The organism is Pseudofulvibacter geojedonensis (genome assembly GCF_042675745.1).
In the GTDB taxonomy this organism is placed as follows: Bacteria; Bacteroidota; Bacteroidia; order Flavobacteriales; family Flavobacteriaceae; genus Pseudofulvibacter; species Pseudofulvibacter geojedonensis.
The window spans coordinates 1-25,876 of the sequence record NZ_JBHTJM010000002.1 but is presented as its reverse complement, the minus strand read 5'-3'; the positions used below and the strand labels follow the sequence as shown (position 1 = coordinate 25,876).

The 25,876-nt window shown below is 30.2% G+C and carries 24 protein-coding genes and 1 pseudogene; 11 read left to right on the top strand and 14 right to left on the bottom strand.

Translation table 11 applies throughout. The features are described 5' to 3' along the window. Position 1: 1 nt before the first annotated feature. Complete coding sequence (locus tag ACFQ1O_RS00880) at positions 2-1,705, top strand: hypothetical protein (RefSeq protein WP_377712332.1); 1,704 nt, start codon at positions 2-4, stop codon at positions 1,703-1,705. Here the strand turns inward: ACFQ1O_RS00880 and ACFQ1O_RS00875 are convergent. From ACFQ1O_RS00875 to ACFQ1O_RS00855, 5 genes are read right to left on the bottom strand one after another with little or no spacing between them, the layout of a single operon-like run. Next, positions 1,702-2,100 (bottom strand): hypothetical protein, encoded by a 399-nt coding sequence (locus ACFQ1O_RS00875; protein ID WP_377712330.1) that lies wholly within the window; start codon positions 2,098-2,100, stop codon positions 1,702-1,704. The genes ACFQ1O_RS00880 and ACFQ1O_RS00875 overlap by 4 nt on opposite strands. A gap of 28 nt (positions 2,101-2,128) precedes the next feature. Then, the gene (locus ACFQ1O_RS00870; RefSeq protein ID WP_377712328.1) at positions 2,129-2,683 is read right to left on the bottom strand and encodes a TniQ family protein; all 555 of its coding nucleotides are present in this window, start codon (positions 2,681-2,683) and stop codon (positions 2,129-2,131) included. Positions 2,684-2,691: 8 nt separating this feature from the next. Then, positions 2,692-3,537, bottom strand: a complete 846-nt coding sequence (locus ACFQ1O_RS00865) for a TniB family NTP-binding protein (RefSeq protein ID WP_377712326.1) — start codon at positions 3,535-3,537, stop codon at positions 2,692-2,694. Positions 3,538-3,544: 7 nt separating this feature from the next. Then, a complete protein-coding gene (locus ACFQ1O_RS00860) occupies positions 3,545-5,377 on the bottom strand; it encodes a Mu transposase C-terminal domain-containing protein (RefSeq protein WP_377712324.1) in 1,833 nt (610 codons plus the stop codon). A 4-nt stretch (positions 5,378-5,381) separates the two neighbouring features. Then, entirely contained in the window at positions 5,382-6,131 is a 750-nt protein-coding gene (locus ACFQ1O_RS00855; RefSeq protein ID WP_377712322.1) for a TnsA endonuclease N-terminal domain-containing protein, read from the bottom strand. A gap of 18 nt (positions 6,132-6,149) precedes the next feature. Here ACFQ1O_RS00855 and ACFQ1O_RS00850 point away from each other — a divergent pair. Further along, positions 6,150-6,833 (top strand): annotated as a pseudogene (locus tag ACFQ1O_RS00850) (ATP-binding protein); the annotation flags it as partial. Positions 6,834-7,153: 320 nt separating this feature from the next. Here the strand turns inward: ACFQ1O_RS00850 and ACFQ1O_RS00845 are convergent. Continuing rightward, positions 7,154-7,849, bottom strand: coding sequence for an RluA family pseudouridine synthase (locus ACFQ1O_RS00845; RefSeq protein WP_377712320.1), 696 nt, complete (start codon positions 7,847-7,849; stop codon positions 7,154-7,156). A gap of 6 nt (positions 7,850-7,855) precedes the next feature. Further along, positions 7,856-8,674 carry a 3-methyl-2-oxobutanoate hydroxymethyltransferase gene (gene panB, locus ACFQ1O_RS00840; RefSeq protein ID WP_377712318.1) on the bottom strand — a complete coding sequence of 273 codons (819 nt, stop codon included), beginning with the start codon at positions 8,672-8,674 and terminating at the stop codon, positions 7,856-7,858. A gap of 68 nt (positions 8,675-8,742) precedes the next feature. Here panB and ACFQ1O_RS00835 point away from each other — a divergent pair, with 68 nt between their 5' ends. Continuing rightward, positions 8,743-9,198 carry a nuclear transport factor 2 family protein gene (locus tag ACFQ1O_RS00835; protein ID WP_377712316.1) on the top strand — a complete coding sequence of 152 codons (456 nt, stop codon included), beginning with the start codon at positions 8,743-8,745 and terminating at the stop codon, positions 9,196-9,198. A gap of 1 nt (position 9,199) precedes the next feature. Here ACFQ1O_RS00835 and ACFQ1O_RS00830 read toward each other — a convergent pair whose 3' ends face one another. The 3 genes from ACFQ1O_RS00830 to ACFQ1O_RS00820 form a co-directional block, all read right to left on the bottom strand. Continuing rightward, complete coding sequence (locus tag ACFQ1O_RS00830) at positions 9,200-10,618, bottom strand: L-serine ammonia-lyase (RefSeq protein WP_377712314.1); 1,419 nt, start codon at positions 10,616-10,618, stop codon at positions 9,200-9,202. 178 nt (positions 10,619-10,796) lie between these two features. Then, positions 10,797-11,750: a transketolase family protein gene (locus tag ACFQ1O_RS00825; RefSeq protein WP_377712312.1), complete on the bottom strand. Its 954-nt coding sequence runs from the start codon at positions 11,748-11,750 to the stop codon at positions 10,797-10,799. 24 nt (positions 11,751-11,774) lie between these two features. Further along, on the bottom strand, positions 11,775-12,617 hold the full coding sequence (locus ACFQ1O_RS00820; RefSeq protein WP_377712310.1) for a transketolase: 843 nt from the start codon (positions 12,615-12,617) through the stop codon (positions 11,775-11,777). A 256-nt stretch (positions 12,618-12,873) separates the two neighbouring features. Here ACFQ1O_RS00820 and ACFQ1O_RS00815 point away from each other — a divergent pair, with 256 nt between their 5' ends. The 8 genes from ACFQ1O_RS00815 (at position 12,874) to ACFQ1O_RS00780 (ending at position 22,179) form a co-directional block, all read left to right on the top strand. Further along, positions 12,874-13,668, top strand: a complete 795-nt coding sequence (locus tag ACFQ1O_RS00815; RefSeq protein ID WP_377712308.1) for a hypothetical protein — start codon at positions 12,874-12,876, stop codon at positions 13,666-13,668. 23 nt (positions 13,669-13,691) lie between these two features. Then, positions 13,692-14,822, top strand: coding sequence for a tRNA guanosine(34) transglycosylase Tgt (gene tgt / locus ACFQ1O_RS00810; RefSeq protein ID WP_377712306.1), 1,131 nt, complete (start codon positions 13,692-13,694; stop codon positions 14,820-14,822). Next, entirely contained in the window at positions 14,822-15,913 is a 1,092-nt protein-coding gene (locus ACFQ1O_RS00805) for an LptF/LptG family permease (protein WP_377712304.1), read from the top strand. The genes tgt and ACFQ1O_RS00805 overlap by 1 nt, the downstream gene beginning before the upstream one ends. After that, positions 15,900-16,784 carry a DMT family transporter gene (locus ACFQ1O_RS00800; protein WP_377712302.1) on the top strand — a complete coding sequence of 295 codons (885 nt, stop codon included), beginning with the start codon at positions 15,900-15,902 and terminating at the stop codon, positions 16,782-16,784. Before ACFQ1O_RS00805 ends, ACFQ1O_RS00800 begins: the two co-directional genes overlap by 14 nt. A gap of 68 nt (positions 16,785-16,852) precedes the next feature. Continuing rightward, the gene (locus ACFQ1O_RS00795) at positions 16,853-17,806 is read left to right on the top strand and encodes an acetyl-CoA carboxylase carboxyltransferase subunit alpha (RefSeq protein WP_377712300.1); all 954 of its coding nucleotides are present in this window, start codon (positions 16,853-16,855) and stop codon (positions 17,804-17,806) included. A gap of 158 nt (positions 17,807-17,964) precedes the next feature. Continuing rightward, positions 17,965-19,503, top strand: a complete 1,539-nt coding sequence (gene dnaB / locus ACFQ1O_RS00790; RefSeq protein ID WP_377712298.1) for a replicative DNA helicase — start codon at positions 17,965-17,967, stop codon at positions 19,501-19,503. A 219-nt stretch (positions 19,504-19,722) separates the two neighbouring features. After that, positions 19,723-20,907 (top strand): asparagine synthetase B, encoded by a 1,185-nt coding sequence (locus ACFQ1O_RS00785; protein ID WP_377713208.1) that lies wholly within the window; start codon positions 19,723-19,725, stop codon positions 20,905-20,907. A gap of 81 nt (positions 20,908-20,988) precedes the next feature. Then, positions 20,989-22,179: a sensor histidine kinase gene (locus ACFQ1O_RS00780; protein ID WP_377712296.1), complete on the top strand. Its 1,191-nt coding sequence runs from the start codon at positions 20,989-20,991 to the stop codon at positions 22,177-22,179. 80 nt (positions 22,180-22,259) lie between these two features. On the opposite strand, the gene rplT is transcribed toward ACFQ1O_RS00780, so the two are convergent. The 4 genes from rplT to thrS all read right to left on the bottom strand — a co-directional run bounded on the left by rplT (position 22,260) and on the right by thrS (position 25,499). After that, positions 22,260-22,604 (bottom strand): 50S ribosomal protein L20, encoded by a 345-nt coding sequence (gene rplT, locus ACFQ1O_RS00775; protein WP_377712294.1) that lies wholly within the window; start codon positions 22,602-22,604, stop codon positions 22,260-22,262. Positions 22,605-22,724: 120 nt separating this feature from the next. Further along, complete coding sequence (gene rpmI / locus ACFQ1O_RS00770) at positions 22,725-22,922, bottom strand: 50S ribosomal protein L35 (RefSeq protein ID WP_377712292.1); 198 nt, start codon at positions 22,920-22,922, stop codon at positions 22,725-22,727. Between the two features lie 59 nt (positions 22,923-22,981). Continuing rightward, a complete protein-coding gene (gene infC / locus ACFQ1O_RS00765; protein ID WP_377713206.1) occupies positions 22,982-23,494 on the bottom strand; it encodes a translation initiation factor IF-3 in 513 nt (170 codons plus the stop codon). A gap of 58 nt (positions 23,495-23,552) precedes the next feature. Next, positions 23,553-25,499, bottom strand: coding sequence for a threonine--tRNA ligase (gene thrS / locus ACFQ1O_RS00760; RefSeq protein WP_377712290.1), 1,947 nt, complete (start codon positions 25,497-25,499; stop codon positions 23,553-23,555). Positions 25,500-25,876 lie beyond the last annotated feature (377 nt).

The window sequence follows — 25,876 nt, the reverse complement described above, 5'->3', positions numbered from 1 at the left end:
TATGTCAAACCTTCCTAAAAAAGCATTTGAAAATTCGACTAAGTCTTTTAAAAAGCAATTTAAATCTACTCTGTGGTATTTGTTTTGTAAAGGAAAAAACTTTCTTGTAGGTGATACTTGGTTTACAGAGTTATGGTTAATTAATGTTTCAAGTAAAGAATATCCAGTAAGAATATTTTTTAAAACTAAAATAAAAGTAGAAATTCTCTCTATATCATCAAGTAAATTTATTTTAGGAAGTATTTATGATTATAAAGGTAAATTAGTAAATGAGCCTAAAATTAATTCTGGGGGGCTAATTAATATTAATACTATTTTAAATAATAGATATTTTAAAGACAAAGGACTGTATAATATTTATGATAGTTGTATGTACCCAAAGCCGTCTATTTATGGTGTTTTAAAGAATGCATATTACTATAGAAAAAAGCAGCTAATAGACGATAAACCAATTGATATTATAATTCCATTACAACTAATAAATGACTTCTTCTTTTTTTCTCATTCTACAAAACTGAATAGATGTATTATAAATAATACAATATCAGAAAGTGTTAAGTGTTTGAAAGATGAGATAGTTGATGGTAAGAGAGTAGGAGTGATTTCTCAAAATAGAATGGAGATAGCAAAATCACAGGCACTTTATTACGGAAGATATTTTTTTACACGTGATAAAGCAGGAAAAAAAGCAATTAATCAACTGAGAACAGATCATTTAATTCGTTATAAGAGCGGAGAAAAATCAGTTTATTTTAATTCTAAAATTCCGTTTTCATTTGATGTAGAGTTGGATCTTATTGGTCAATATATAGATGAAAAAACATATTTAGCTTTTAGAATAGTTGGTGTAAATTCACCAGATAAAACCCCTTTTTTTGATATAGATAAAGTAGTTGTTTCAGTATTAAATGATACTAGATCGGTAAAAACTAGTCAAAATAAAGAAGCTAAGTTATTTACAAAAGTAATAAATAAATATACAGGTATAGAGAACAATAACGAATATAATTATTCGGACCAAAGTGGAGAAACCTATGAAATAATAGAAAAAAAGAAAGCAGATTATTCTTTTAATGATATACCTGAAAATGAAGTCTTACCAAAGGATTCAAATAAATTTAATTATATCATTGGTAAAATCGTTTATGGAAAAGAATATAAAGGTGGAACGGTTAATTTAGATGGCATTTTTAAAGAAAAAGGAATAACTAAAACAAATGTAGAAATAGTGATATATGATTTAATAAATTGGAATCACTTAATAATTAACACTTTGATTGAAATATGTAAAAATAAAGGTTATGAAGGAGTTTTTCTTAAGCTTCATTCAAGCCATTATACAGAGATTGCTTACAATGAGTATAATTCTGATAATAATTTTGATATTCTTTCTTTTACTCCCTCTAATGTTGAAAAAACATTTAAGTTTTTACTTTTTAAAATATCTTCAAATAATAAGACATATTACTATTTTGATAAAGGGGTTGGGACTCATTCAGCTTTTTTTTCTGACTTATATTTTAATGAAATTAAGTTTTCAAGATTAAATGCCTTTTTAGCACGTGTCATTAATCATGAAAATTTAAGGTGGTCTAAACTTTATCAAAATCAAAAGTTCAAGCCAGAAGGGATAATTGTATATCAGCCATTAGAACACAGAGAAAATGAATTGAAAGAAAGGTTAATGAAAAGGTTAAAATTTTAACTTTTAAACATTAAATAATAGTAGGCCCAATATGGCATCTTTTCTAAATTATCTATTATATGTGAATTATTAAACTTTTTTAAATTGTGAATTTTAAAAAAGGTATTTGGCCATTCCATTAGCATTTTATTAACACTAACGATTATTTCTCTCCTTTTTTTAATGGGTAAAAAATCGAAGATGATAGGTTCGTCATTAAAGCTTAAGTTATAGAATTTCTGAAAGTTAATTTTAAATTGATTTAAAGCACTAGTAGTTTTCAATTTACTGCTTAATTGAATCAAGACATATATATAAGAAAAAGAATAGTTAGAAATATGGTTAAAACCTTTAGAAATAGTTTTGTCTATGAAGTTTTGATAAAGTATTTCAGCTTTTATGGGCTTTTTCTCCACCCTTACTTTTCTTAAGTCATATTTACAATTAGAGCAATAAAACAACTTTTCCTTTATTTTGATTTTTATTGCCAATGTTGATTCTATGAAATGAAATAGGAGAATAACATTTTCCACATCGATCTAACAAGTATTGATTACACTTGACACATATTAAAGAAGTTAGCAGGCGCCAACTTGTTCTATAATAATTTTGTTTAACACATATAGGACAATAAACTAATCCATATTTTTGTCTTTTACGATGATTTATTCCAATAGACCCTATGTTTAAGTTCCTAGAATTTAATTTTATAGATTCAAAAGCGAAACCCTCATAAGTTTTTAATGACATTTTAATAATGTCAGCTTTTTTAAGAGGAGTATGTTTTATTGTTTTATCTATTATTTTTGAAGGAATAATTAAATCAATATCTCTATTCCAAAACGAAGACTCTTTTCCAAAGCAAGATTTTACAAATGGAATAGGCTTTGTATTACTTTTTATCGCCATTCTATATATCCAACTTGTGAATAATTCATCATGCTTAGGCTTTAAATAAAAAGGCCAAATATTCTTGTTTATCGCTTGAATAAAAACCATTTTAATTATTATAGTTTGTATATTATCTTTTTTCTATCTGAGGGTGAAATATATTTTATTTTTTCAATCATATCTGGAGTCATTTTTTTATAATCGTTTTCTACTGCAAAAATTGCCATTAATTTAATAACAGTTGATATTTCTCCAATTAGCCCCTCACTTACTGCTAAAATTTTTTGAGCAAAACCGGTTTCTATTAAATGAGAGCTTTCTTTAAATGGAAGCTTAGATTCAAAACTTATTAATAGACGTTTATATTCTTTGTCAAATGTCCAACGTTTCAATACTCTAGGGGTAAATCTATTTGATAATTGTGGATCAGTATGAATGGCATTGAAAGCATCTCTTGTGCCGGCACAAACAAGTGAAATTTTTAATTCATTAGATAAAAACTTTAATACATTTAAGAATTTTCTTTGTTTTATTGGGGGACCAGCTAAAACATGATGTATTTCATCAATAATAAGAATTTTAACACTAAGCTTTTCAAGTAAATGTTTTACTCTGTTTTGCCTAGCATCAAGTTTTTCTGAAATTTTATAAGGTGCTAATAATTTTTCCAGTATAGAATTATAAAAACGACGTTCATCAGGTTCAGGAGGGGCTTGAACGGCTACTACAGGACAAATAATTTCCTCTTGGGTATTGTCAAATGATGCAGGGTTTATAGATAAGAATTTTTCTATTAAAGCAGTTTTGCCATTATTTGAATCTCCTACTAATAAAATATTAGGCATTCTTGTTGATTTAGGGTACGTTTTTAGATCGTTTAACTCTTTAATAATATCAACAGCTCCACTATAATTAATCCATTTAGAGGATTTAATATTTTCTATTTTCTCTCTTTTAGTCATAGGCTACTTATTTAAAGATATCATCAGAATCATCGAAAGGAATTATATCGTCATCATCTATTTTAGGAATAGCTTTATTTTGGTATATTTCATTATTAATAGCTGATTTATTTATTTTTTTCGTATCCTTTTTTAAATCTCTAGTTTTTTTTATTGAGTTTAGCTCAAGCTTATCTAATTCTCGATATGATTCAAATATTTTTTCTTCATTAAGCTCAATTTTATTTTTCTTTAAAACTCTTAAAACATCTTTATATTCCCATATTGATATAGGAGGTAAGGATGTATTTCTATATGGAATTTCAAAATAATCTTTTAGCTGTGGGTCATAAAAATATATAACACTAATATCTCGAGGATTCCTTCTAAACAAAAACTTGTTTTTTACTTTTCCAGTAGAACTATGAACATACTTTCTTAGTACTTCATCATAGTAATGTATATGATCAATGACCACCCCATATTCTTGTATACTCCTTTCATAATATGGCATAAAATCTAATCTAAGTCTTCTTTCATCACTTATCTTTTTTGGAAGGCCACGACCAATTTGATTTTCATTTCCAAAAATTCCTTCTTTAAATTTTTGAAGGGGAGACATGCTTAATGATGAATGGACTTTGTGGTGATAAATTTTGGTAATGTAAATCGTTAGCCATTTTTCAAACTCTTTTAGTGTTAATGAAGCATGTTCTTTTGAGTTATAATTTTTACGCTTTTTTAAATCTGAAAAAGTTGTTCCAGATAGATTATGTATCTCTTTAGAAAAAGTACCAAGTAATCTTTCAACATGGCCTCCCCAATGAGGAGTGCCAGGGGGTCTAAATTCTAAATTTATCCCATAATTAAAACAAGCTTTTTTTAACATGTCTCCTCTAAATTCCTTCGCATTATCAACATGAATGGTATTCATTATACCCCAGCATGGCCAGTCTTCTTCTATATCCATTTTCCTTAGCCATAATTCTTTTGGCAATATTGAATGAGATATACACATACCAGTTCCATAAGCTCCTGGTGTATTATAAGATAAGTAAAAACCTATGACCATTCTGCTAAAGACATCAATAGCTACAGTTAAATGAGGACGTTTATATGGTCTACGATATTCTTCATCTACTAAAATAATATCCACAACAGTGTGGTCTATTTGTACTACAGATAAAGGATAGTCAGCACCAGGGAAATGACCTTTATGTGGTTCGAATTTATATTGAGCTTCTTTTTGCCCATATCTTTTACGTAATTTAAGTTCTTCAGATAAGTTATTTATTCGTTGCCTGATAGTATTTTCATGAGGTCTTTTAAGATTATTATCATGGCATTTCTGATGAACTATTCTAATGGTTTTTGATATTGATTTTTTCGAAGAGTTTAAATATATTTCATTGATAGTTTTATTTATAATATCATTTACTTTATTGCTTAAACGGCTTTTCCCTTTTCCACCAGAACGTTCTTTTCCAGCTAATGATGAAACCAAACCTGTTTCATTATAGGTTTTTATCCAACGATAAAGAGTTGGAACACTGATATTATTTTCTTGAGAAGCAGATAATATTAATTTTCTTTTTTTATCTGCACTTAATATTGGCTTAATTATTTCATATCTACGTTGAGCTAGATCCCATTTTTCTTCTGATAATGTCTTTATTTCATATTGAGAAGTTTGTGGTATTGAATTGTGATAGGATTTCAACTCATAAATGCGAACAGTCCTAATTATATTAGTGTGAACTTCTTCAATAGTAACTGTATCTAAATCAATAATTTTAGTAATAATTGATTCTTTATTATCGTATAAAACTTTTTCTCCTGGCGCAATAAAAAAATTAGACATAGTACTAAATCCAAATTTTTGAGTTCATATTTATTTTATTTTCTAGGTCAATATTTACTATATAGTTTGCAATCATAAACCATAAAGTATGTAATAACTCTGCTTTTCTGTCTTCAGGAAAATTTGATTGAATTATTATATTATTTGGTGTTGGGTGTTTATGATTTTTGATTCTCTCTTCAATTATACCAACATCAATAAAATCAATGTTATTCTTTAATCTCCTGAAGGGTAGAAGAAATTTACAATTCTCCATGAAAGGTGTTCTCACATAATTTTCATCAAGAATTTTGAAAATCATGTTATTATTATCACAAAATATTTTAGCTGCTTTAAATTTATCTTCATACTTCTGTTTATTTCGTGAAAGATCTGTTTTGTATTTGACTTCAACTAATTCATCAATACGTTCATCATTATATTTAATATAGAAATCAGGTACATAATATTTTTCTTTTGAGTTTGACGTGAAAAATATTTTTATTGGTTGTTCGCAATAAGTTAAAACTGAATTATCAAATTCTAAACAATTAATGAAATCCCTCTCTAAAGAAGACTCGAATGAAACAAAATCATTAGTTTTTAAACTTGTGATATTTCCTGATAAACTATAATTTTTAAGTCCTATTTCTCTAACTTTTTTCAAACTTATTATTACCTCTTCTTTAAAAAATGAATAAAATTCATCATCAAGATAAGAATTTATCATTTTCTTTTGTAAGCTGATGAGCTTTTTTCCTGTGTTTTTTATCATTTAGTTATGTTTTTTACAGGAGGTTCTTACCCTCAACCTGGTGAAATTTCGTTATCACACAATGGGATTTTATTTTTAGATGAATTACCAGAATTTAAACGCAGTGTTTTAGAAGTAATGCGTCAACCACTAGAAGATAGAGAAGTTACCATATCAAGAGCTCGTTTTACTGTTACTTATCCAAGTAGCTTTATGTTGGTAGCGAGTATGAATCCGAGTCCAAGTGGGTATTTTAATGATGTAGATAGCCCAAAAATGTCTTCTCCTGCCGAAACCCAGCGCTATTTAAGTAAGATTTCTGGACCTCTTTTGGATAGGATAGACATTCATATAGAAGTAACGCCAGTGCCTTTTGATAAATTATCAAATAACCGCAATGGAGAGCCCTCAAGAGTTATTAGAAACAGGGTAATAAAAGCAAGGAATATACAAACAAGTAGGTTTGTAAATTTAGATAACGTTCATTATAATGCTCAAATGAATACAAAGCAAATTAGAGAGTTCTGTAAAATTAATAATGAATCTTTAGAATTGCTAAAGAAAGCTATGGGGAGATTAAACCTTTCTGCAAGAGCTTATGATAGAATTTTAAAAGTTGCTAGAACAATAGCAGATTTAGATGGTAAAACAGAAATATTAAGTAATCATATCTCTGAAGCTATTCAATACAGAAGTCTAGATAGAGAAGGGTGGTTGGGCTAAAAATATTATATATATTCTAATAGTTAGCTAAAAATCGATCAAGTTTTTATTTAGAAGTTAGTGGAGTTGTTGTAATAGTCTAATTAGGCACTGATGAAAATATTTAAAATGTATTATTGTAATTTATTTACAATTAACTATAGTGATTATTTATTTTTTTAACAATAAAAAAAACAATTTATTAAAAAAATAAACAAATGTTTATGTATTGAATATTTTTATGTATATTAGCTTAAGCTTTTAAATAAAGCTATTATAAAGTAATTTTTTTGGGGTAAAAAAACCGTTGGCAGTGCTAACGGTTTTTTGTTAAATTAATTCTAGTTCTTACAAGCTTGCCATAAATTGTCAAGAGGCAGTGGGGCAATAATAACGATAGGTATTTTTTTTACTGGATGAATAAATTCTAGTTTTCGTGCATGTAAATGTATACTAGCGTCTTTATTACTTCTTTTAGCTCCGTATTTTAAATCTCCTTTAATTATTGCACCAATAGTAGATAGTTGACACCTAATTTGGTGATGTCTGCCAGTTTCTAAGTTAATTTCTAAAAGAGAGTATTTGTTTAGTTTTTTTAAGAGTTTATAGTGTAAGATAGCTTTTTTAGATCCTTCAATTTCTTTCTTGTGTGCAGTAGATTTATTGGTTTTTGTGTTCTTTTTTAACCAATGAATTAAACTGTCATTTTCTTTTTTAGGTTGTTCAGTAATAGCCCAATAGGTTTTATGAGCTTTTTTTTCAGAAAATAGTTTGTTAAGTCTTGGTAAAGCCTTTGAGGTTTTTGCAAATAAAACGATACCTGTAGTAGGCCTATCTAGTCTATGTACAACACCTAAATAAACGTTACCAGGTTTATTGTACTTATCCTTAATGTATTCTTTTACAATATCACTTAAAGGTTTATCACCTGTTTTGTCCCCCTGAACAATATCGCCAGCTCTTTTATTGATAACAATAATATGATTGTCTTCAAATAAAACTTGTAGGTTTTTTTTATTAGAGGTAATCTTATTCAAAATGACTTAATATTGTTCTTTTTCGTTTGGAAAATCAACCGATTTGACATCATCACAATACAGACTAATAGCTTTAGTCATTTCATCATATAAATTCATATATCGTCTTAAGAATCGTGGATTAAATTCATGAGTCATACCAAGCATATCATGTAGTACCAACACTTGTCCATCTACACCATTACCAGCACCAATTCCTATTACTGGAATTGTTACACTATCAGCTACTTCTTTAGCTAATTTTGCAGGTACTTTTTCTAAAACTATAGCAAAACACCCTAACTTTTCTAGCATCAAAGCGTCTTCTTTAAGCTTTTTAGCTTCTTCTTCTTCTTTAGCTCTAACGGAATAAGTTCCAAATTTATATATAGACTGAGGAGTTAAACCAAGATGCCCCATAACAGGAATTCCAGCATTAAGAATTCTTTTTATAGATTCTTTAATTTCTTTACCTCCTTCAAGTTTTACCGCATGACCACCAGATTGTTTCATTATCTTAATAGAAGAACGCAATGCTTCTTTTGGATCTGATTGATAAGAACCAAAAGGCAAGTCAACAACAACAAGTGCCCTTTTTGCAGCTCTTACTACAGATGAAGCATGATAAATCATTTGATCAAGAGTAATTGGTAAAGTAGTTTCATGACCAGCCATAACATTTGAGGCAGAATCTCCTACTAGTATTACATCTGTTCCTGCACTATCTACTATTTTTGCCATAGTGTAATCATAAGATGTAAGCATAGATATTTTTTCTCCATTAGCTTTCATCTCAATTAAAGATTTAACGGTAACTCTTTTATATTCTTTTTTTGCTATTGACATTTTTTTAAGATTTTCTTAGCGTAAAATTACTAATTTAGTTGTCTATAATTCTCAATAAATAAAAAAAGATGAAAAAATATATTTTTATTGGTTTTGTATTCTTTAATTACTTTGTAATAGCTCAAACAGCACAAGAATATGAGGTAAAATATGCTATAGAAACATTTTTTGAAGGTTTTCATAAATCAGATAGCTTAAAAATGAAATCTGTCATGTTGCCAAATATTACTTTACAAAGTATTCAACCTAACAAAGATGGTAAAGAAATGGTGATAACAGAAAATGTATCTCGTTTTTTAAAAGTTGTAGCTCAGTATGCCAAGACTCAAAATTGGGAAGAAGAGCTTTTATCTTTCAAGTACAATATCGACGGGAAATTAGCTCAAGTATGGGTACCGTATCATTTTTACTTAAACGGAATGCTAAGTCATTGTGGAGCCAATTCTTTTCAGCTTTTTAAAGAAGAAGATGGTTGGAAAATAGTTTCAATTCTAGATACAAGAAGGAAAAACTGTGGAGATTAGATTAACAGTCGGCTATATTTACAGCAATAGCTAATCCACCTTCAGAAGTTTCTTTGTACTTTAAACTCATATCTTTTGCTGTTTCCCACATGGTGTCGATTACTTTATCTAAAGGAACTTTTACAAACTCTGGATTGCTATCTAGTGCTAATTCTGCTGCGTTAATAGCTTTAATTGCTCCCATAGAATTTCGCTCTATACAAGGTATTTGAACCAATCCGCCAATAGGGTCGCAGGTTAATCCTAAATGATGTTCCATGGCTATTTCTGCAGCAATTAGTACCTGAGCTGGCGAACCACCTAATAGCTCACATAAAGCAGCAGCAGCCATGGCAGATGATACTCCTATTTCTGCTTGGCATCCACCCATAGCAGCAGAAATTGTAGCATTTTTTTTGAATAAACTCCCAATTTCTCCAGCAACTAATAAAAATTGCTTGATTTGATTAAAATTGGCTTCATGATTTTCTATAGCTAAATAATAACCTAGTACAGCAGGAATAACTCCTGCACTACCATTGGTAGGTGCGGTTACAACTCTACCCAAAGAAGCATTAACTTCATTAACTGCCAATGCAAAACAATCAACCCACTTTAAAATCTCTCTAAATTTTACTTCAGTATCTCTTATACTCTCTATCCAATCACTAGGAGCTGTATATTGTGCATTCTTTTTAAGTTTTTCATGCAAATCGTATGCGCGCCTTCTAACGTTTAATCCTCCGGGTAAAAAACCTTCGGTATGGCAACCAATATACATACATTCTAACATGGTATCCCAGATACGTCTTAATTCACGATCTACTTCTTTTGTACTTCTAATTGCAGTTTCGTTTAACAAAACAATATCAGATATATTTTTTTCTTCTTTTTGACAGTATTCTAGCAACTCTTTAGCTCTTTGTATTGGGTATGGTATATTAGAACTAGAATCAGTTTCATTTAATATATTATCATCCTCTTTAACAACAAAACCACCACCAATAGAATAAAATGTAGAGGAAACTATAGATCCATCTAGTTTTGTACCAGTAAAAGTTATGCCATTAGAATGGAAAGGAAGGAACTCTTTGTTGAATTTTATTTGATCAGTAGAAAATACAATTGCTCTTTGTCCATCAAAATCAAGTGTATTGGTATTTTTAATATCATCTATTATAGATTGGATATGATTAACTGGAACATACTCTGGGTCAGCACCGCTGAGTCCTAAAAGTACTGCATAATCTGTAGCGTGACCTTTACCAGTAAGTGATAAAGATCCAAATAAATCTATATTAATAGAGGTGATAAGATTAAAATCATTAGTATCTTTTAGTTCTTTTATCCATCTTTCTGCTGCTCTCCAAGGACCTAGAGTGTGAGAACTAGATGGTCCAACACCAATTTTAAGCATATCAAAAACACTAATCCTTTCCATAGCTAGTAATTCTTATATAAGGGTTATTACAAATATATATTAATAGCTCTTATATCTAGCTAGATTTATCTAAAAAAAGCAAAAGCCACTTTTATATTATAAAAGTGGCTTTTTTTGGGGTGATTAACTATATACACAGGGTATATAACTCTTTATAATAGTAATTACTTTCTAGTAATTACTTTCTAGTAATTACTTTCTTTGCAGCTTTTTGTATAGATACTGCGTTTAAACCGTATTTCTCCATTAATTGATCTGGTGTTCCAGACTCACCAAAAGTATCATTAGTAGCTACAAATTCTTGAGGGGTAGGTAGTTCTTGACTTAAAATTCTAGAAATACTTTCTCCTAAGCCACCTAAATGGTTGTGCTCTTCAGCAGTTACAATGCAACCTGTTTTTTTAACAGAATTAATAATAGCGTTTTTATCTAATGGTTTAATAGTATGAATGTTTATCACTTCAGCAGATATTCCTTCAGTTTCTAATTGCTCAGCAGCTTGAAGTGCTTCCCAAACTAAATGACCAGTTGCTACAATAGTAACATCTGTACCTTCTGTTAAATGCACAGCTTCACCAATTTTAAACTCTTGATTTTCTGGGGTAAAATTAGCAACTTTTGGTCTTCCGAAACGTAAATATACAGGACCATGGTAATCTGCAATAGCTAAAGTAGCTGCTTTGGTTTGGTTGTAATCACAAGGGTTAATAACTACCATTCCTGGTAACATTTTCATTAATCCTATGTCTTCTAATATTTGATGTGTAGCTCCGTCTTCTCCTAAAGTTAAACCGGCATGAGAAGCACATATTTTTACGTTTTTATCTGAATAAGCGATAGATTGGCGAATTTGATCGTAAACTCTACCTGTAGAGAAATTAGCAAAAGTCCCTGTAAAAGGAATTTTACCCCCAATAGTCATACCAGCAGCAATACCCATCATGTTGGCTTCTGCAATACCTATTTGAAAAAAACGTTCAGGATGATTCTTTTTAAACTCATCCATTTTTAATGAACCAATTAAATCTGCACATAATGCAACAACTTTTTCATTGGTTTTTCCTAATTCTGTTAATCCAGCTCCAAATCCAGAACGGGTGTCTTTTTTACCTTGATCTATATATTTTTTCATCTTAAAAGTGTCTGAATTTAAAGTTTAGTAATCTCCTAAAGTAGATGGGTTTTGGTTTAAAGCACTTTCTAGTTGTTCGTCACTAGGAGCTTTACCATGCCAAGCATGAGTTCCCATCATAAAATCTACTCCATTACCCATTTCAGTGTGCAATAATACACAAACAGGCTTTCCGTTCCCCGTTTTAGCTTTAGCCTCTGCCATTCCAGCTATAATGGCATCGATGTCGTTTCCTTTAAAGATGTCTAATACTTCCCATCCGAAAGCTTCAAATTTTTGTTTTAAATCACCAAGAGGTAAAACATCGTCGGTAGCTCCGTCGATTTGTTTTTTGTTGTAATCTACAGTAGCAATATAGTTGTCTACTTTATTTCCAGCTGCATACATAGCAGCTTCCCAAATCTGTCCTTCTTGTAATTCTCCATCACCATGTAAACTATAAACAATACTATCGTCATTATTTAGTTTTTTAGTCAGAGCAGCTCCAATGGCAACGCTCATTCCTTGTCCTAAAGAACCAGAAGCAATACGAATACCTTCTAATCCTTCATGAGTTGTTGGGTGGCCTTGTAAACGAGAATTAATTAATCTAAAAGTATTTAGTTCTTCAACAGGAAAATATCCGTTTCGTGCTAGAACACTATAAATTACCGGAGATATGTGACCATTAGATAAGAAAAATAAATCTTCATTAATACCATCCATTTTAAAGTTGGTATCATGATTCATAATTTTACCATATAAACTAACTAAAAACTCTGTACAGCCTAAAGAACCACCTGGATGACCAGAATTTACTTTGTGTACCATTCGTAAAATGTCTCTACGAACTTGAATAACTTGATCTTGTAATTGTTTTGTTGACATGTTGTGTTGTTAATCCCAATAGTGGGTTTAATTACTCGAGGCTTGCCTCAAATGAAAAATGTTATTTTAATTTACATCTCTAGTACTGAATACTAAAGATATAGATTGAATGTGGCAAAAATAGATTTTTAATTCCCTTATACAAAACAATTTGTATGACAATTATTAACCAATTTTAATTGTTACTAACAATTTTGATTTTATTAAGATTAATTGACAGGAGAGTTGTTATATTTGCTGCAATAGTAAGTTTTATATGAACAAAATATTATTGGTATTAACGTTATTGTTGTCAAGCTTTATGTTAGCTGATAATGCTTGTTTGGTTACATACCAATATAAAATATTTCCTGTTGGAGTATTTGATAATAAAATAATTGCGGTTGATGTTGAGATAATGAGGAGTGATTATAAAGGTAAAGAGAATGATGTAAAAGTTCAGTGGCAGTTAAAATCTTTTTATTCAGTATATAATTTTAACCAAAAAAGAATTAACTCTGTTGAGTTAAATAATGAAGTAATTAAAAGCTCTTCATATTTAGATGTGTTAAAAGAGAAATATTCTCTAGTTCTAGAAGAAATAAAAGCTAAATTTAAAAATATAGATTATTTTGAGGTTAATTATTTGTCGTACTGTGATTTTCAGAAGAATTGTGAGAAAGTTAAAATGATCTCGGATAATAATGAAAATACTTATCTATCTTTTGAGGGTGAAAAGTTTTTATTAAACTTTAGTTTAAATTATAAATTAAATGATAGCGCTCTAGCGAGTAACGATTTAAGTGCTTATTATATTAGTTCGGTTAGAATATACCAATCAAAAAAAATAAAGATAGTATTGCCGCATTTAGAAACTGGTCATGAGATCTCTATGGGGTGGTATACATCAGACCCTAAAAAAAAACCTAAAGATTATTACAATACTGGAACGGTAATTATCTCTAAAGAACATAAACCTAATTTTAGTTTGCATAAACAAGAAATACCTGTTTATGAAGAGCCTTTATTGCACCATGCATATGGATATGATTTTTTAATTAAGGTAAACTAAAGAATGAATTTGAAGCAAGATATATGCAATTTGAAGTAAAAGGAAAAGATACTCAATCTAAAGCAAGAGCAGGAAAAATAACTACAGATCATGGAGTGATAGAAACACCTATTTTTATGCCTGTTGGGACTATAGGAACCGTTAAAGGAGTACATCAGACTGAACTTAAAAACGAAATTAATCCAGATATAATTTTAGGTAACACCTATCATTTATACTTACGACCAGGAACACAAATTCTCGAAAAAGCTGGAGGGTTACATAAGTTTATGAATTGGGATAGAAATATTTTAACCGACTCTGGTGGATATCAAGTTTATTCTCTTTCTGCTAATAGAAAAATAAAAGAAGAAGGTGTTAAGTTTAAGAGTCATATAGATGGGTCGATGCATTTCTTTTCTCCAGAGTTTTCTATGGATATCCAAAGAAGTATTGGAGCTGATATTATAATGGCTTTTGATGAATGTACACCTTATCCTTGCGATTATCATTATGCTAAGCGTTCTATGCACATGACGCATAGGTGGTTAGATAGATGCATCAATCATTTAGAAAGGAATCCGCCAATTTATGAGCACAATCAAGCCTTTTTTCCGATAGTTCAAGGTAGTACTTATAAAGATCTAAGAAGGCAATCGGCAGAGTTTATAGCTTCTAGAGAGGCAGTGGGGAATGCTATTGGGGGGTTATCTGTAGGAGAACCAGCTGAAGAACTATATGGTATGACAGAAGTTGTTTGTGAAATATTACCAGAAGACAAACCAAGGTATTTAATGGGAGTTGGAACTCCAATAAATATTTTAGAGAATATTGCCTTGGGAGTTGATATGTTCGATTGTGTTATGCCAACTAGAAATGCTAGAAACGGAATGTTGTTTACGGCTTACGGATCTATTAATATCAAAAATAAAAAATGGGAAGATGATTTTTCTCCTATTGATGAAATGGGTATTACTTGGGTAGATACGTATTACTCTAAAGCGTATGTAAGACATTTATTTACAGTAAATGAAATGTTAGGAAAACAAATTGCAACGATTCATAATTTAGGATTTTATTTATGGTTGACTAGAGAAGCCAGAAAACATATATTAGCAGGAGATTTTAGAGAGTGGAAAGATAAAATGGTTAAGCAAATGAATAATAGGTTATAATGCTAAAAACCCTAGATAAATACATACTAAAACGTTACTTAGGTACATTTATAACAATGCTATTGTTATTTGTACCTATTGGTATTATAGTAAACCTATCTGAAAAAATTGATAACCTAATAGAAAGTAAAGCACCATTTGATGAAATAGTATATTACTATGCTTGTTTTGTAGTGAATTTAGGTTATCTGCTATTTCCCTTGTTTTTGTTTTTATCGGTTATATGGTTTACCTCGAAGTTGGCTAATAAAACTGAAATTATTGCAATATTAAGTTCGGGTATATCTTATACTAGGTTTTTAAGACCTTATTTAATAGGGGCTACCTTAGTAGCAATTATCTTTTTTGTTATAGGCTTATTTATTTTGCCTAAAGCCAATAAAGGATTTTACGATTTTAAGTACACATATTTAAGAAGTAAAAGTAAAGTACTTAAAACATCTGATATTTTTAGACAATTAACAGACAATGATTTTATATATGCTTCTAGTTCTAACCCAAGTTTGAATGAGGCTTATAACTTTACATTAGAGCATTTTGATGGTAATGTATTAAAATACAAAATTGAAGCTTCTAGAATTAAGTTTAAAGAAAAAGATTCATTAGGTAATAATATTTACAAGTTAACCAGTTATATTAAAAGAAACATTGGTGTAGATGGTGACTCTATAGAGCGTAAAGTGCGAAAAGAGTTAATAATGAATTTTGATATTGAAGATTTAACTCCGGTGAATTATATGGCAGAGACACTAGGCTATAACGAATTAAATGATTTCATTGAAAGAGAAAAGAGCAAAGGATCTGCAGATGTAAATAGGTATTTGGTTGCAAAATACAAAAGATGGAGCACTCCGGTTGCAGCCTTCATTTTAACCATTATAGCAGTAGCAGTTTCTTCTATGAAAAGAAGAGGAGGAATGGGAGTTAACCTAGCAATTGGAATTGCAATTGCTTTTATATTTGTCTTTTTCGATAAAATTTTTAGTGTTATGGCAGAACAATCAGGTTTTAACCCTTTGCTAGCTGTGTGGTTGCCAAATATGTGTTTTGCTTTTATAGCTGTTTATTTACTTAACAATGCCAAACGTTAAATTATCTAACCTTCTACATTTACATTTTATAGTATTTATTTGGGGGTTTACTGCAATTTTAGGAGAATTAATTTCTATTAAAGCTACTCCGCTTGTGTGGTTTAGAATGAGTATAGCTAGTTTGTTTATTTTGGCTTATATTCTTTATAAAAAATTATCATTAAAAATAACCTTTAAACAAGTTGTACACTATTTAATAGGAGGAGTTATCATTGCTGTTCATTGGATTACTTTTTTTTATGCCATTAAAATATCTAATGTGTCTATAGCTCTAGCTACAATGAGTACAGGAGCTTTTTTTACAGTTTTTATAGAAGCAATTATAAAAAAAAGAAGAATTAAAACACTAGAGTTTATTTTCGGAATAATGGCAATTATAGGGCTATTTATAATATATAGCTCGGCTATTAGTTTGCAGTGGGGTATATTATTTGCTTTAGTTTCTTCTTTTTTATCTGCACTGTTTTCAGTACTCAATGCAGATTTTGTAAAACAAGAACATCCTGCAGTTATCTCCTTCTATGAAATTCTTTTTGGAGTTATAGCTGTTAGCTTGTATTTGTTTTACGAGGGGAAAATATTTGATCCTACTTTTTTTCAATTACAGCTTACAGATTGGTTATGGCTATTAGTATTAAGTAGTATATGTACTGCTTATGCTTTTATAGCTTCAGTAGATTTGTTAAAAGTTCTCACACCTTTTACAGTAATGCTAACTATAAATTTAGAACCAATTTATGCAATCGTACTCGCTTTTCTTATTTTAAATGAATCGATGCCACCCTTGTTTTATGCAGGAGCAATACTCATATTAACAACAGTTGTAGCAAACGGATTCTTAAAAATGAAAAAAAATAAAAACAAAGGTTAATTAGTAGTCGGTTAGAAATACTAAATTTTTATATTTGTCATCAAACTAAAAATAAACTTAAAATCATTATGGAATACTTAGATTTTGAGCTTCCTATAAAGGAATTAGAAGAGCAACTAGAAAAGTGTACAGTTATTGGAGAAGAAAGTGATGTAGATGTAGCTGAAACATGCAAACAAATCGAGAAAAAAATAGCTGAGAAGAAAAAAGAGATATACAAAAACCTTACTGCTTGGCAACGCGTTCAAATGTCAAGACACCCTTCTAGACCTTATACATTAGATTATATCAAAGCTTTATGTGGAGATTCGTTTTTAGAGCTTCATGGCGACAGAAATGTACGTGATGATAAAGCAATGGTTGGTGGCCTTGGTAAAATTAACGGTCAATCTTATATGATTATTGGTCAGCAAAAAGGGTACAATACCAAAACACGTCAGTATAGAAATTTCGGTATGGCTAATCCGGAAGGATATAGAAAAGCTTTACGCTTAATGAAATCTGCAGAAAAGTTTGGCGTACCTGTAATTACTTTAATTGATACTCCTGGTGCTTATCCAGGTTTAGAAGCAGAAGAAAGAGGGCAAGGAGAAGCTATTGCTAGAAATATTCTAGAAATGACTCGTTTAAAAGTGCCAATTATTTGTGTGATTATTGGTGAAGGAGCTTCTGGTGGTGCCTTAGGAATTGGAGTAGGAGATAAAGTATTAATGTTAGAAAACACTTGGTACTCTGTTATATCTCCAGAATCATGTTCTTCTATACTATGGAGAAGTTGGGAGTATAAAGAACAAGCAGCAGACGCATTAAAGTTAACAGCTACCGACATGAAAAAAATGAAATTGGTAGATGAGATCGTTAAAGAACCTTTAGGAGGTGCTCATAGAGATAGAGAGACAACTTTTGATAATGTAGCTAAGGCTATAACTAAAGCTTATGGTGAATTTAAAAAGTTATCACCAACAGATTTAGTAGCTCAGCGTATGGATAAATATTCTGAAATGGGAGTCTTCGAAGAATAGATTCCTTTTAAATCAATAGATTACTAAAAACCGAAGTAATAACTTCGGTTTTTTTGGCGGTTATTAACAATATTTTTAACTTGTTAACGGTTATAATGTTGATAACCTGTGAATTACTATAAAAAATAAAAGTAAAATTATTACCTACTTTCGCATACATGGAACAACCCAAAGCTATTAAAGGATATCCAGTTGATAAAGGAACTCTTATCAACTTAGAAAAAGGAAAAGTACCGCCTCAAGCTCTTGATTTAGAAGAGGTTGTGTTGGGTGCTATGATGATTGATAAAAAGGGAGTAGATGATGTTATTGATATATTATCGCCAGAAGCGTTCTATAAACAAGCACATCAGTATATTTTTGAAGCTATATTTACATTGTTTGAAAAGTCAGAACCAATTGACTTATTAACAGTTTCTAATCAGTTAAAAAAAGACCAACGATTAGAAGCATCCGGAGGAGATTTTTACTTAATTTCTTTAACTCAAAAAGTATCTTCATCGGCACATATAGAATTTCATGCTAGAATTATATTGCAGAAATTTATTCAACGAAGTTTGATTAAAATTTCAAATGAAATTATAGAAGATTCATATGATGAGACTCAAGATGTTTTTGATTTGTTAGATAAAGCAGAGGCAAAATTATATGAAGTAACCCAAGGTAATATTAAAAAATCTTCTGAAACAGCTCAAAGCTTAGTTATTCAAGCTAAAAAGAAGATTCAAGAAATATCTAATAAAGATGGATTAAGTGGAATTACTACAGGCTTTACCAAGTTAGATGAGTTAACTTCTGGATGGCAACCTTCAGATTTAATTATTGTTGCAGCTCGTCCGGGTATGGGTAAAACTGCTTTAACTTTAACAATGGCCAGAAATATTGCTGTTGATGGAAATAATGCTGTTGCATTTTTTTCTTTAGAGATGTCATCAGTTCAGTTAATAACACGTTTAATTTCATCAGAAACAGGATTATCTTCTCATAAATTACGTACTGGTAAATTAGAAAAGCATGAGTGGGAGCAATTAAATGTAAAAGTAAAAGATTTAGAAAAAGCTCCTTTATTTATAGACGATACACCTTCGTTATCAATTTTCGATTTAAGAGCAAAGGCTAGACGTTTAGCTTCTCAGCATGATTTAAAAATAATCATGATAGATTATTTGCAATTAATGACGGCCGGAGGAACTAGTAAAAATGGTAATCGTGAACAAGAAATATCGATGATTTCTAGAAACTTAAAAGCACTTGCAAAAGAACTAAATGTTCCTGTAATAGCTTTATCACAATTATCTCGTGCTGTTGAATCTAGAGGGGGCAGCAAAAGGCCTTTGTTATCAGACCTAAGGGAATCTGGAGCAATTGAGCAAGATGCTGATATTGTTTCGTTCATTTACCGTCCAGAATATTATAAAATTGATGAATGGGATGATGAAGAACGATCGCCAACTGCTGGTCAAGGAGAGTTTATTGTTGCTAAACACCGTAATGGTGGATTAGAAAACATAAGACTAAAGTTTATAGGTGAACTTGGTAAGTTTGATAATTTAGATGATTTTTCTACACCTTTCGAAATTGCTTCTTCTATGAATAATGAAGTAGATCCGTTTAACCCTGCTTCTTTGCCTAGTCCTGAAGATGCCTTTGGTAGTTCGATGAATAATGTTCCAGAAGATGATGATGTGCCTTTTTAGAAAGTAAATATTTCAAAAAACTAATACAATGAGCCTTATAATTATTTTTATAAGGCTTTTTCTTGTGTTAAAATATAGATAACTAATAGTATTAGAGGTATATAATTTGTTATATTTAATGCAGTAATTTAATGCAATTTTAATTTGAAATTTTACCTAACTATATTATTCGTTTTGTGTTGCTTTTCTAAGTCATTGGCATCTTATATTTTAATTCCTATGGATGCTAATGGACAAAAAAATCATTTAAAAGCTTATGGTTTAACCTATTGGTCTTTAGAAAAACAAATTAAAGTTAAATGGTTATTAAATTATAGAGGAGGTTCTTTTTTATTGCCAGACATAGAAGAAATTAGAAAAGAATGTATTATTAGAGGGATTTCTTACGAAACACTATCCACCTCTAAAACTGAAAAAATACTAGAAGAAATTGCAAGCCCTTCTCAAAATCAAGAAGCAGTCATTTTAGAAAAAGCACCAAAGATTGCAGTTTATTCTCCTAAAGGAAATTTTCCTTGGGATGATGCGGTTACCATGGTATTAACGTATGCAGAGATTCCCTATGAGGTAATTTATGATGAAGAAGTATTAAATGATGCTTTGGTTCTTTATGATTGGTTGCATCTACATCATGAAGATTTTACAGGTCAATATGGTAAGTTTTATAGAAGTTTTAAAGCAGCTCCTTGGTACATAGAAAATAAAAAAAACGCAGAAGCTTTAGCTAAACAACTAGGCTTTAATAAAGTGTCGAAATCTAAAGAAGCAGTGGCACTAAAAATTAGAGATTATGTGGTAGGAGGAGGCTTTATGTTTGCTATGTGTAGTGCAACAGATAGTTTTGATATTGCATTAGCAGCACAGGGAGTAGATATTTGCGAACCTATGTTCGATGGAGATCCTAGTGAACCTAATTATCAAAGTAAATTAAATTATCAAAACACCTTTGCTTTTAAAAATTTCACTTTAGAGAGAAACCCTAATGTATATGAGTTTTCTAGCATTGATATGACAGATAAAAGAAAAATAAAACAAGAATTAGATTATTTTTCTTTGATGCAGTTTTCAGCAAAATGGGACCCTATACCAACTATGTTGTGCCAAAATCATACTCAGTTAGTTAAAGGCTTTATGGGGCAAACAACTTCATTCGAAAGAACAGAATTAAAGTCAAATATCCTTGTAATGGGTGAAAATAAAACGAATAATGAAGCACGTTATATTCACGGAATAAAAGGAAAAGGTTTTTTTACTTTTTATGGAGGCCATGATCCAGAAGATTATAGGCATAGAGTAGGGGATCCAAAAACTGAATTGGAATTACATTCTACCTCTCCAGGTTATCGTTTAATTTTAAATAACGTATTATTTCCAGCAGCCAAAAAGAAAAAGCAAAAAACCTGATTATCTTCAATAAATAAACTAAATCAATATTTATTTTAAACATTTTTTTATCTTTAAGAGTAACTAACTTTATAATAAGTTATGAATAATGATAAGAAGTATAAAAATAAGTATGGAAGAACAACTGTTCTAACTTTAAATGTACTGTATACTTTATCAATAGTTACCTTTCTACACTCAATGTTTTGTTACTTCTTTTTAGATATTAAAGAAGTATTGTTTAAAGTCTTATTGGCATATTCAATTGTAAACACTATTAATATTTTATTGTTTTATTATCATAAGAAAATCTTACTTTCTTATAATTTAGGTTCTATATTAAGTTTTGTAGGAGCTTGTGTAATGAGTTTATATAGTGGTGGTATTAATAGCCCAATTTTACCTTTTCTAGTTTTGCTCATTTATTTTGCGTATCTCATTGGAGAGATTTATGGCAATTTATGGTTTGTTGTAGTTACATTAACGGTTATTTGTTTTTACATATTTGATTTATTAAATGTGAGTATGGTTAATGAAATAGATGATCATAATATGGCCGAATTTAATCTTATATTTTTACTTTTTTTACTGATTTTACTCGGTGGGGTTTTTGGTAGAATGATGAACAAAATAAATTTGGCAATAAAAAAAGCTAAACAAGAAATAGTTTATAAAAATGATGAGAAATCTATTATGCTAAAAGAAATTCATCATAGAGTAAAAAACAACCTACAAACAGTAAATAGTTTATTAAGAATACAAGCTAGAGGGGTAGATGATCCTAAAGTGCAATCGATGTTTAAAATGGCTCAAAGTAGGATAGTAGCTATGGCTAGATTACATGAGAAAATATACAATACAAATGATTTTAAGCATATAGACGTTAATGAGTATATTAAACTTTTAATAGATGATTTAATAAACAGTTATAATTTAGATAAAGAAATTACTGCAACAATGTCTGTAGATTCTTTAAAGATGTCCATAGATACTTTGTTGCCGTTAAGTTTAATTATTAATGAATTCGTTTCAAACTCTTTAAAACATGCATTTAAAGATAAAGTAAATGGAGAGGTTTATGTTGAGTTAAAAAACAATCATGAAAACAATTATGAATTAATTATCGGTGACAATGGAGTAGGAATTAGTGACGATGAGTTTTTGTTTATTGAAAATTCTACAGGAATGATACTTATAAAAACATTTGTAAAACAATTAAAAGGGAAAATTGAAAAGCTAAAGACAGATCAAGGAACCTTGTTTAAAATTTCTTTTTTAGGAGCAGAATCTTAATATTTAAACGTAAATAAAAAAATGGCTATCTAAAATTTAGATAGCCATTTTTAGCGAGATAATATTTTGTTAAACGTTTATTATTTTACTTTATCAACAATTGCTTTAAAAGCAGCTGGATTGTTCATAGCTAAATCTGCTAAAACCTTACGGTTTAACTCAATGTTATTAGCTTTTACTTTACCCATAAATACAGAATATGACATACCATGTTGTCTTGCACCTGCATTAATACGTTGTATCCAAAGTGCACGGAAAGTTCTCTTTTTATTTCTACGGTCTCTATACGAATATTGCATCGCTTTATCAACCGCATTCTTAGCAACTGTCCAAACGTTTTTTCTTCTACCAAAGTATCCTTTGGCTTGCTTCAATACTTTTTTTCTTCTGGCTCTACGAGCAACAGCGTTTACTGATCTAGGCATAATTTTAAATTGTTTTTTGTAGTAGGCGTTCGTAAAACGAAACTTTTATAGGCCTAACTCCAGGGTTATTAATTTATTTAACCAGCTTATGAATAAACACAAGCTAAAATTAAAACTTGATTACTTTAAACGTAATTGAGTTTTAATACTGTCTTCATCACTCTTGTGAACTAATCCATCATGAGTTAATGCTAACTTACGCTTTTTAGACTTCTTGGTTAAGATGTGACTTTTAAAAGCGTGCTTTCTTTTAATTTTTCCAGTACCTGTAAGCTTAAAACGCTTCTTAGCACTAGATTTGGTTTTCATTTTAGGCATAATTTCCTAAGTTTTTAATTATCTCGCGTATCTTAAAATAGAGTAAATAACTCTTTTTATTATTTCTTTTTAGGAGCGATGAACATTGTCATACGTTTCCCTTCAAGTTTAGGCATTTGTTCAACCTTACCATAGTCTTCTAATTCTTGAGCCAATTTCAATAGTAAAATTTGCCCTTGATCTTTATAGATAATAGAACGACCTTTAAAGAATACATAAGCTTTTAGTTTAGCTCCTTCTTGTAAGAACTTAATAGCATGCTTCTTTTTAAATTGATAATCATGATCATCAGTTTGCGGACCAAAACGAATCTCTTTAATGGTAACTTTCGTAGCTTTTGCTTTTAAGGCTTTTTCTCTTTTTTTCTGTTCGTATAAGAATTTTTTATAATCCATTATTTTACAAACAGGAGGCACTGCTTTAGGAGAAATTTCTACTAAATCTAACTCCAGTTCTTCTGCTAAAGCTAATGCTTTTCTAGTTTGATAAACACCAACTTCAACATTATCTCCAACAAGTCTTACTTCTGGAACTCTAATTTTTCCATTAATTCTGTGCGGATCTTCTTTAATGATCCTAGCAGGCCTTTTCGATCTTTTTCTACGTATTGCTATGACTTAAAAATTTTAGTTAAACGTTAAACTCTTTTAATGTACTTCTAATTTCTGAATTTACAATAGCTGAAAATTCTTCAACTGAAATACTACCTATATCTTCTCCACCATGTTTTCTAACAGAGATTGTGCCATTTTCGGCTTCTTGCTCTCCTACAATTAACATGTACGGAATTTTATTCATTTCTGCTTCGCGAATTTTCTTACCCATTGTTTCATTTCGATTATCCACGAGGGCGCGAATTTCGTGATTTTCTAATAAATTTAAAACTTTTTGAGCATATTTTTCATATTTCTCACTGATAGAGAGAACAATAGCTTGCTCTGGCATAAGCCATAATGGGAAATTTCCACCCGTATGCTCTAATAAAATAGCTATAAAACGTTCCATGCTACCAAATGGTGCTCTGTGTATCATTACAGGTCTGTGTAATTTGTCATCAGAACCTTTGTATGATAAATCAAAACGTTCAGGTAAATTATAGTCTACTTGAATGGTTCCTAGCTGCCAGCTTCTTCCGAGTGCATCACGAACCATGAAATCTAATTTAGGCCCGTAAAAAGCAGCTTCTCCAGATTCAACTACATAATCTAATCCTTTTTCTTTTGCTGCATTGATAATAGCATTTTCTGCTTTTTCCCAATTTTCAACAGAACCTATATATTTTTCAGGTTTATCTAAGTCTCTAACAGATACCTGAGCAGTAAAGTTTTCAAAACCTAACGAACCAAAAACATATAAAACTAAATCAATTACATTTTTAAATTCTTGATCTAACTGATCTGGTGTACAGAAGATATGAGCATCATCTTGAGTAAAGCCTCTTACACGGGTTAAACCATGTAGCTCGCCACTTTGTTCGTATCTATATACAGTTCCAAATTCAGCATAACGCTTAGGAAGTTCTTTATAACTAAAAGGTTTAGAATTGTATATCTCGCAATGATGAGGACAGTTCATAGGTTTTAATAAAAACTCTTCATCTTCTTTAGGAGTTTTTATAGGCTGAAAGCTATCCTCTCCATATTTGGCATAATGACCAGAAGTAACATATAATTCTTTCTGACCAATATGAGGAGAAACTACCATTTCATATCCTGCTTTTTTCTGAGCTTTCTTTAAAAAGTTTTCTAAACGCTCACGTAAAGCAGCACCTTTAGGCAGCCATAAAGGTAAACCTTGCCCAACTCTTTGAGAGAAGGTAAACAACTCTAATTCTTTTCCTAGTTTTCTATGATCTCTCTTTTTAGCTTCTTCTAATAGTTCTAAGTATTCTTTTAATTCCTTTTGTTTAGGAAAAGAGATACCATATAAACGAGTTAATTGAGTATTGTTTTCATCACCTCTCCAGTAAGCTCCTGCAACATTTAAGATTTTAACAGCCTTTACAATACCAGTATTAGGAATGTGTCCACCTCTACATAAGTCCGTAAAAGTGTCATGATCACAAAAAGTAATTGTACCGTCTTCTAAGTTTTCTATTAACTCGACTTTATATTCGTTATCAATACTTTTGTAATATTCTAAAGCTTCAGCTTTAGTTGTAGAACGCATTTTATATTCATGTTTTCCTCTGGCAATATCTAACATTCTTTTCTCTATAGCAGGAAAGTCTTTGTCAGAAATACTAGTACCGTTAAAGTCAATGTCATAATAAAAACCTCTCTCAATAGAAGGACCTATAGTTAATTTAGCATCTGGGTACATTTCTTTAACAGCTTGAGCCATTATGTGAGATGTAGAGTGCCAAAAAGCCTGTTTCCCTTCTTCATTCTTCCAAGTAAATAATGTTAAACTACCATTAGAGGTTAAAGGAGTAGTAGTTTCTACTGTTTCAGTATTAAAACTTGCAGAAATAACATTTCTAGCTAATCCTTCACTAATGCTTTTAGCAACATCCATAGGAGTGATGCCGCTTTCAAAGCTTTTTATACTACCATCTGGTAAGGTAATTTCAATCATAATTATTAATTACTTGTTAAAAATAAAAAAGCAAAGATACTACCTACTTATAAGTAATACAATAGTAGTATGAATTTTGTTTAACATATATATAAGGTAATTATATGTGGAAGGTTTTTAGAATTTGAATTGAATAGGGCATGTGCATTATGAAGAGGGAGGAATTTACAGGCTTAAACATACAATAGGGAGTCTATATATATAGTATAAGTAGAGTGTTTTTTAGCTGTTCAATAATTCTACCACAAAATGTGATGTTTTTACAACAGTTAAAACGCATGTTATCAGCTGGTTCAAAAATACTTTGTAAAAAAGTTCAAAAAAAGGGTTAAAAAGTTTGTTCAGAAGAAAAGAAAGGTAGTATATTTGCACCCGCT

What these genes read in the sequence shown, in the direction of transcription:
- ACFQ1O_RS00820 (WP_377712310.1), bottom strand. Translation starts at nt 12,617, where the DNA reads ATGTCAACAAAACAATTACAAGATCAAGTTATTCAAGTTCGTAGAGAC.
- ACFQ1O_RS00815 (WP_377712308.1), top strand. Translation starts at nt 12,874, where the DNA reads ATGAACAAAATATTATTGGTATTAACGTTATTGTTGTCAAGCTTTATG.
- tgt (WP_377712306.1), top strand. Translation starts at nt 13,692, where the DNA reads ATGCAATTTGAAGTAAAAGGAAAAGATACTCAATCTAAAGCAAGAGCA.
- rplT (WP_377712294.1), bottom strand. Translation starts at nt 22,604, where the DNA reads ATGCCTAGATCAGTAAACGCTGTTGCTCGTAGAGCCAGAAGAAAAAAA.
- ACFQ1O_RS00870 (WP_377712328.1), bottom strand. Translation starts at nt 2,683, where the DNA reads ATGGTTTTTATTCAAGCGATAAACAAGAATATTTGGCCTTTTTATTTA.
- ACFQ1O_RS00835 (WP_377712316.1), top strand. Translation starts at nt 8,743, where the DNA reads ATGAAAAAATATATTTTTATTGGTTTTGTATTCTTTAATTACTTTGTA.
- ACFQ1O_RS00830 (WP_377712314.1), bottom strand. Translation starts at nt 10,618, where the DNA reads ATGGAAAGGATTAGTGTTTTTGATATGCTTAAAATTGGTGTTGGACCA.
- ACFQ1O_RS00865 (WP_377712326.1), bottom strand. Translation starts at nt 3,537, where the DNA reads ATGACTAAAAGAGAGAAAATAGAAAATATTAAATCCTCTAAATGGATT.
- ACFQ1O_RS00785 (WP_377713208.1), top strand. Translation starts at nt 19,723, where the DNA reads ATGGATGCTAATGGACAAAAAAATCATTTAAAAGCTTATGGTTTAACC.
- dnaB (WP_377712298.1), top strand. Translation starts at nt 17,965, where the DNA reads ATGGAACAACCCAAAGCTATTAAAGGATATCCAGTTGATAAAGGAACT.
- panB (WP_377712318.1), bottom strand. Translation starts at nt 8,674, where the DNA reads ATGTCAATAGCAAAAAAAGAATATAAAAGAGTTACCGTTAAATCTTTA.
- rpmI (WP_377712292.1), bottom strand. Translation starts at nt 22,922, where the DNA reads ATGCCTAAAATGAAAACCAAATCTAGTGCTAAGAAGCGTTTTAAGCTT.
- ACFQ1O_RS00780 (WP_377712296.1), top strand. Translation starts at nt 20,989, where the DNA reads ATGAATAATGATAAGAAGTATAAAAATAAGTATGGAAGAACAACTGTT.
- thrS (WP_377712290.1), bottom strand. Translation starts at nt 25,499, where the DNA reads ATGATTGAAATTACCTTACCAGATGGTAGTATAAAAAGCTTTGAAAGC.
- ACFQ1O_RS00855 (WP_377712322.1), bottom strand. Translation starts at nt 6,131, where the DNA reads ATGATAAAAAACACAGGAAAAAAGCTCATCAGCTTACAAAAGAAAATG.
- ACFQ1O_RS00795 (WP_377712300.1), top strand. Translation starts at nt 16,853, where the DNA reads ATGGAATACTTAGATTTTGAGCTTCCTATAAAGGAATTAGAAGAGCAA.
- ACFQ1O_RS00880 (WP_377712332.1), top strand. Translation starts at nt 2, where the DNA reads ATGTCAAACCTTCCTAAAAAAGCATTTGAAAATTCGACTAAGTCTTTT.
- ACFQ1O_RS00825 (WP_377712312.1), bottom strand. Translation starts at nt 11,750, where the DNA reads ATGAAAAAATATATAGATCAAGGTAAAAAAGACACCCGTTCTGGATTT.
- ACFQ1O_RS00805 (WP_377712304.1), top strand. Translation starts at nt 14,822, where the DNA reads ATGCTAAAAACCCTAGATAAATACATACTAAAACGTTACTTAGGTACA.
- ACFQ1O_RS00800 (WP_377712302.1), top strand. Translation starts at nt 15,900, where the DNA reads ATGCCAAACGTTAAATTATCTAACCTTCTACATTTACATTTTATAGTA.
- ACFQ1O_RS00860 (WP_377712324.1), bottom strand. Translation starts at nt 5,377, where the DNA reads ATGTCTAATTTTTTTATTGCGCCAGGAGAAAAAGTTTTATACGATAAT.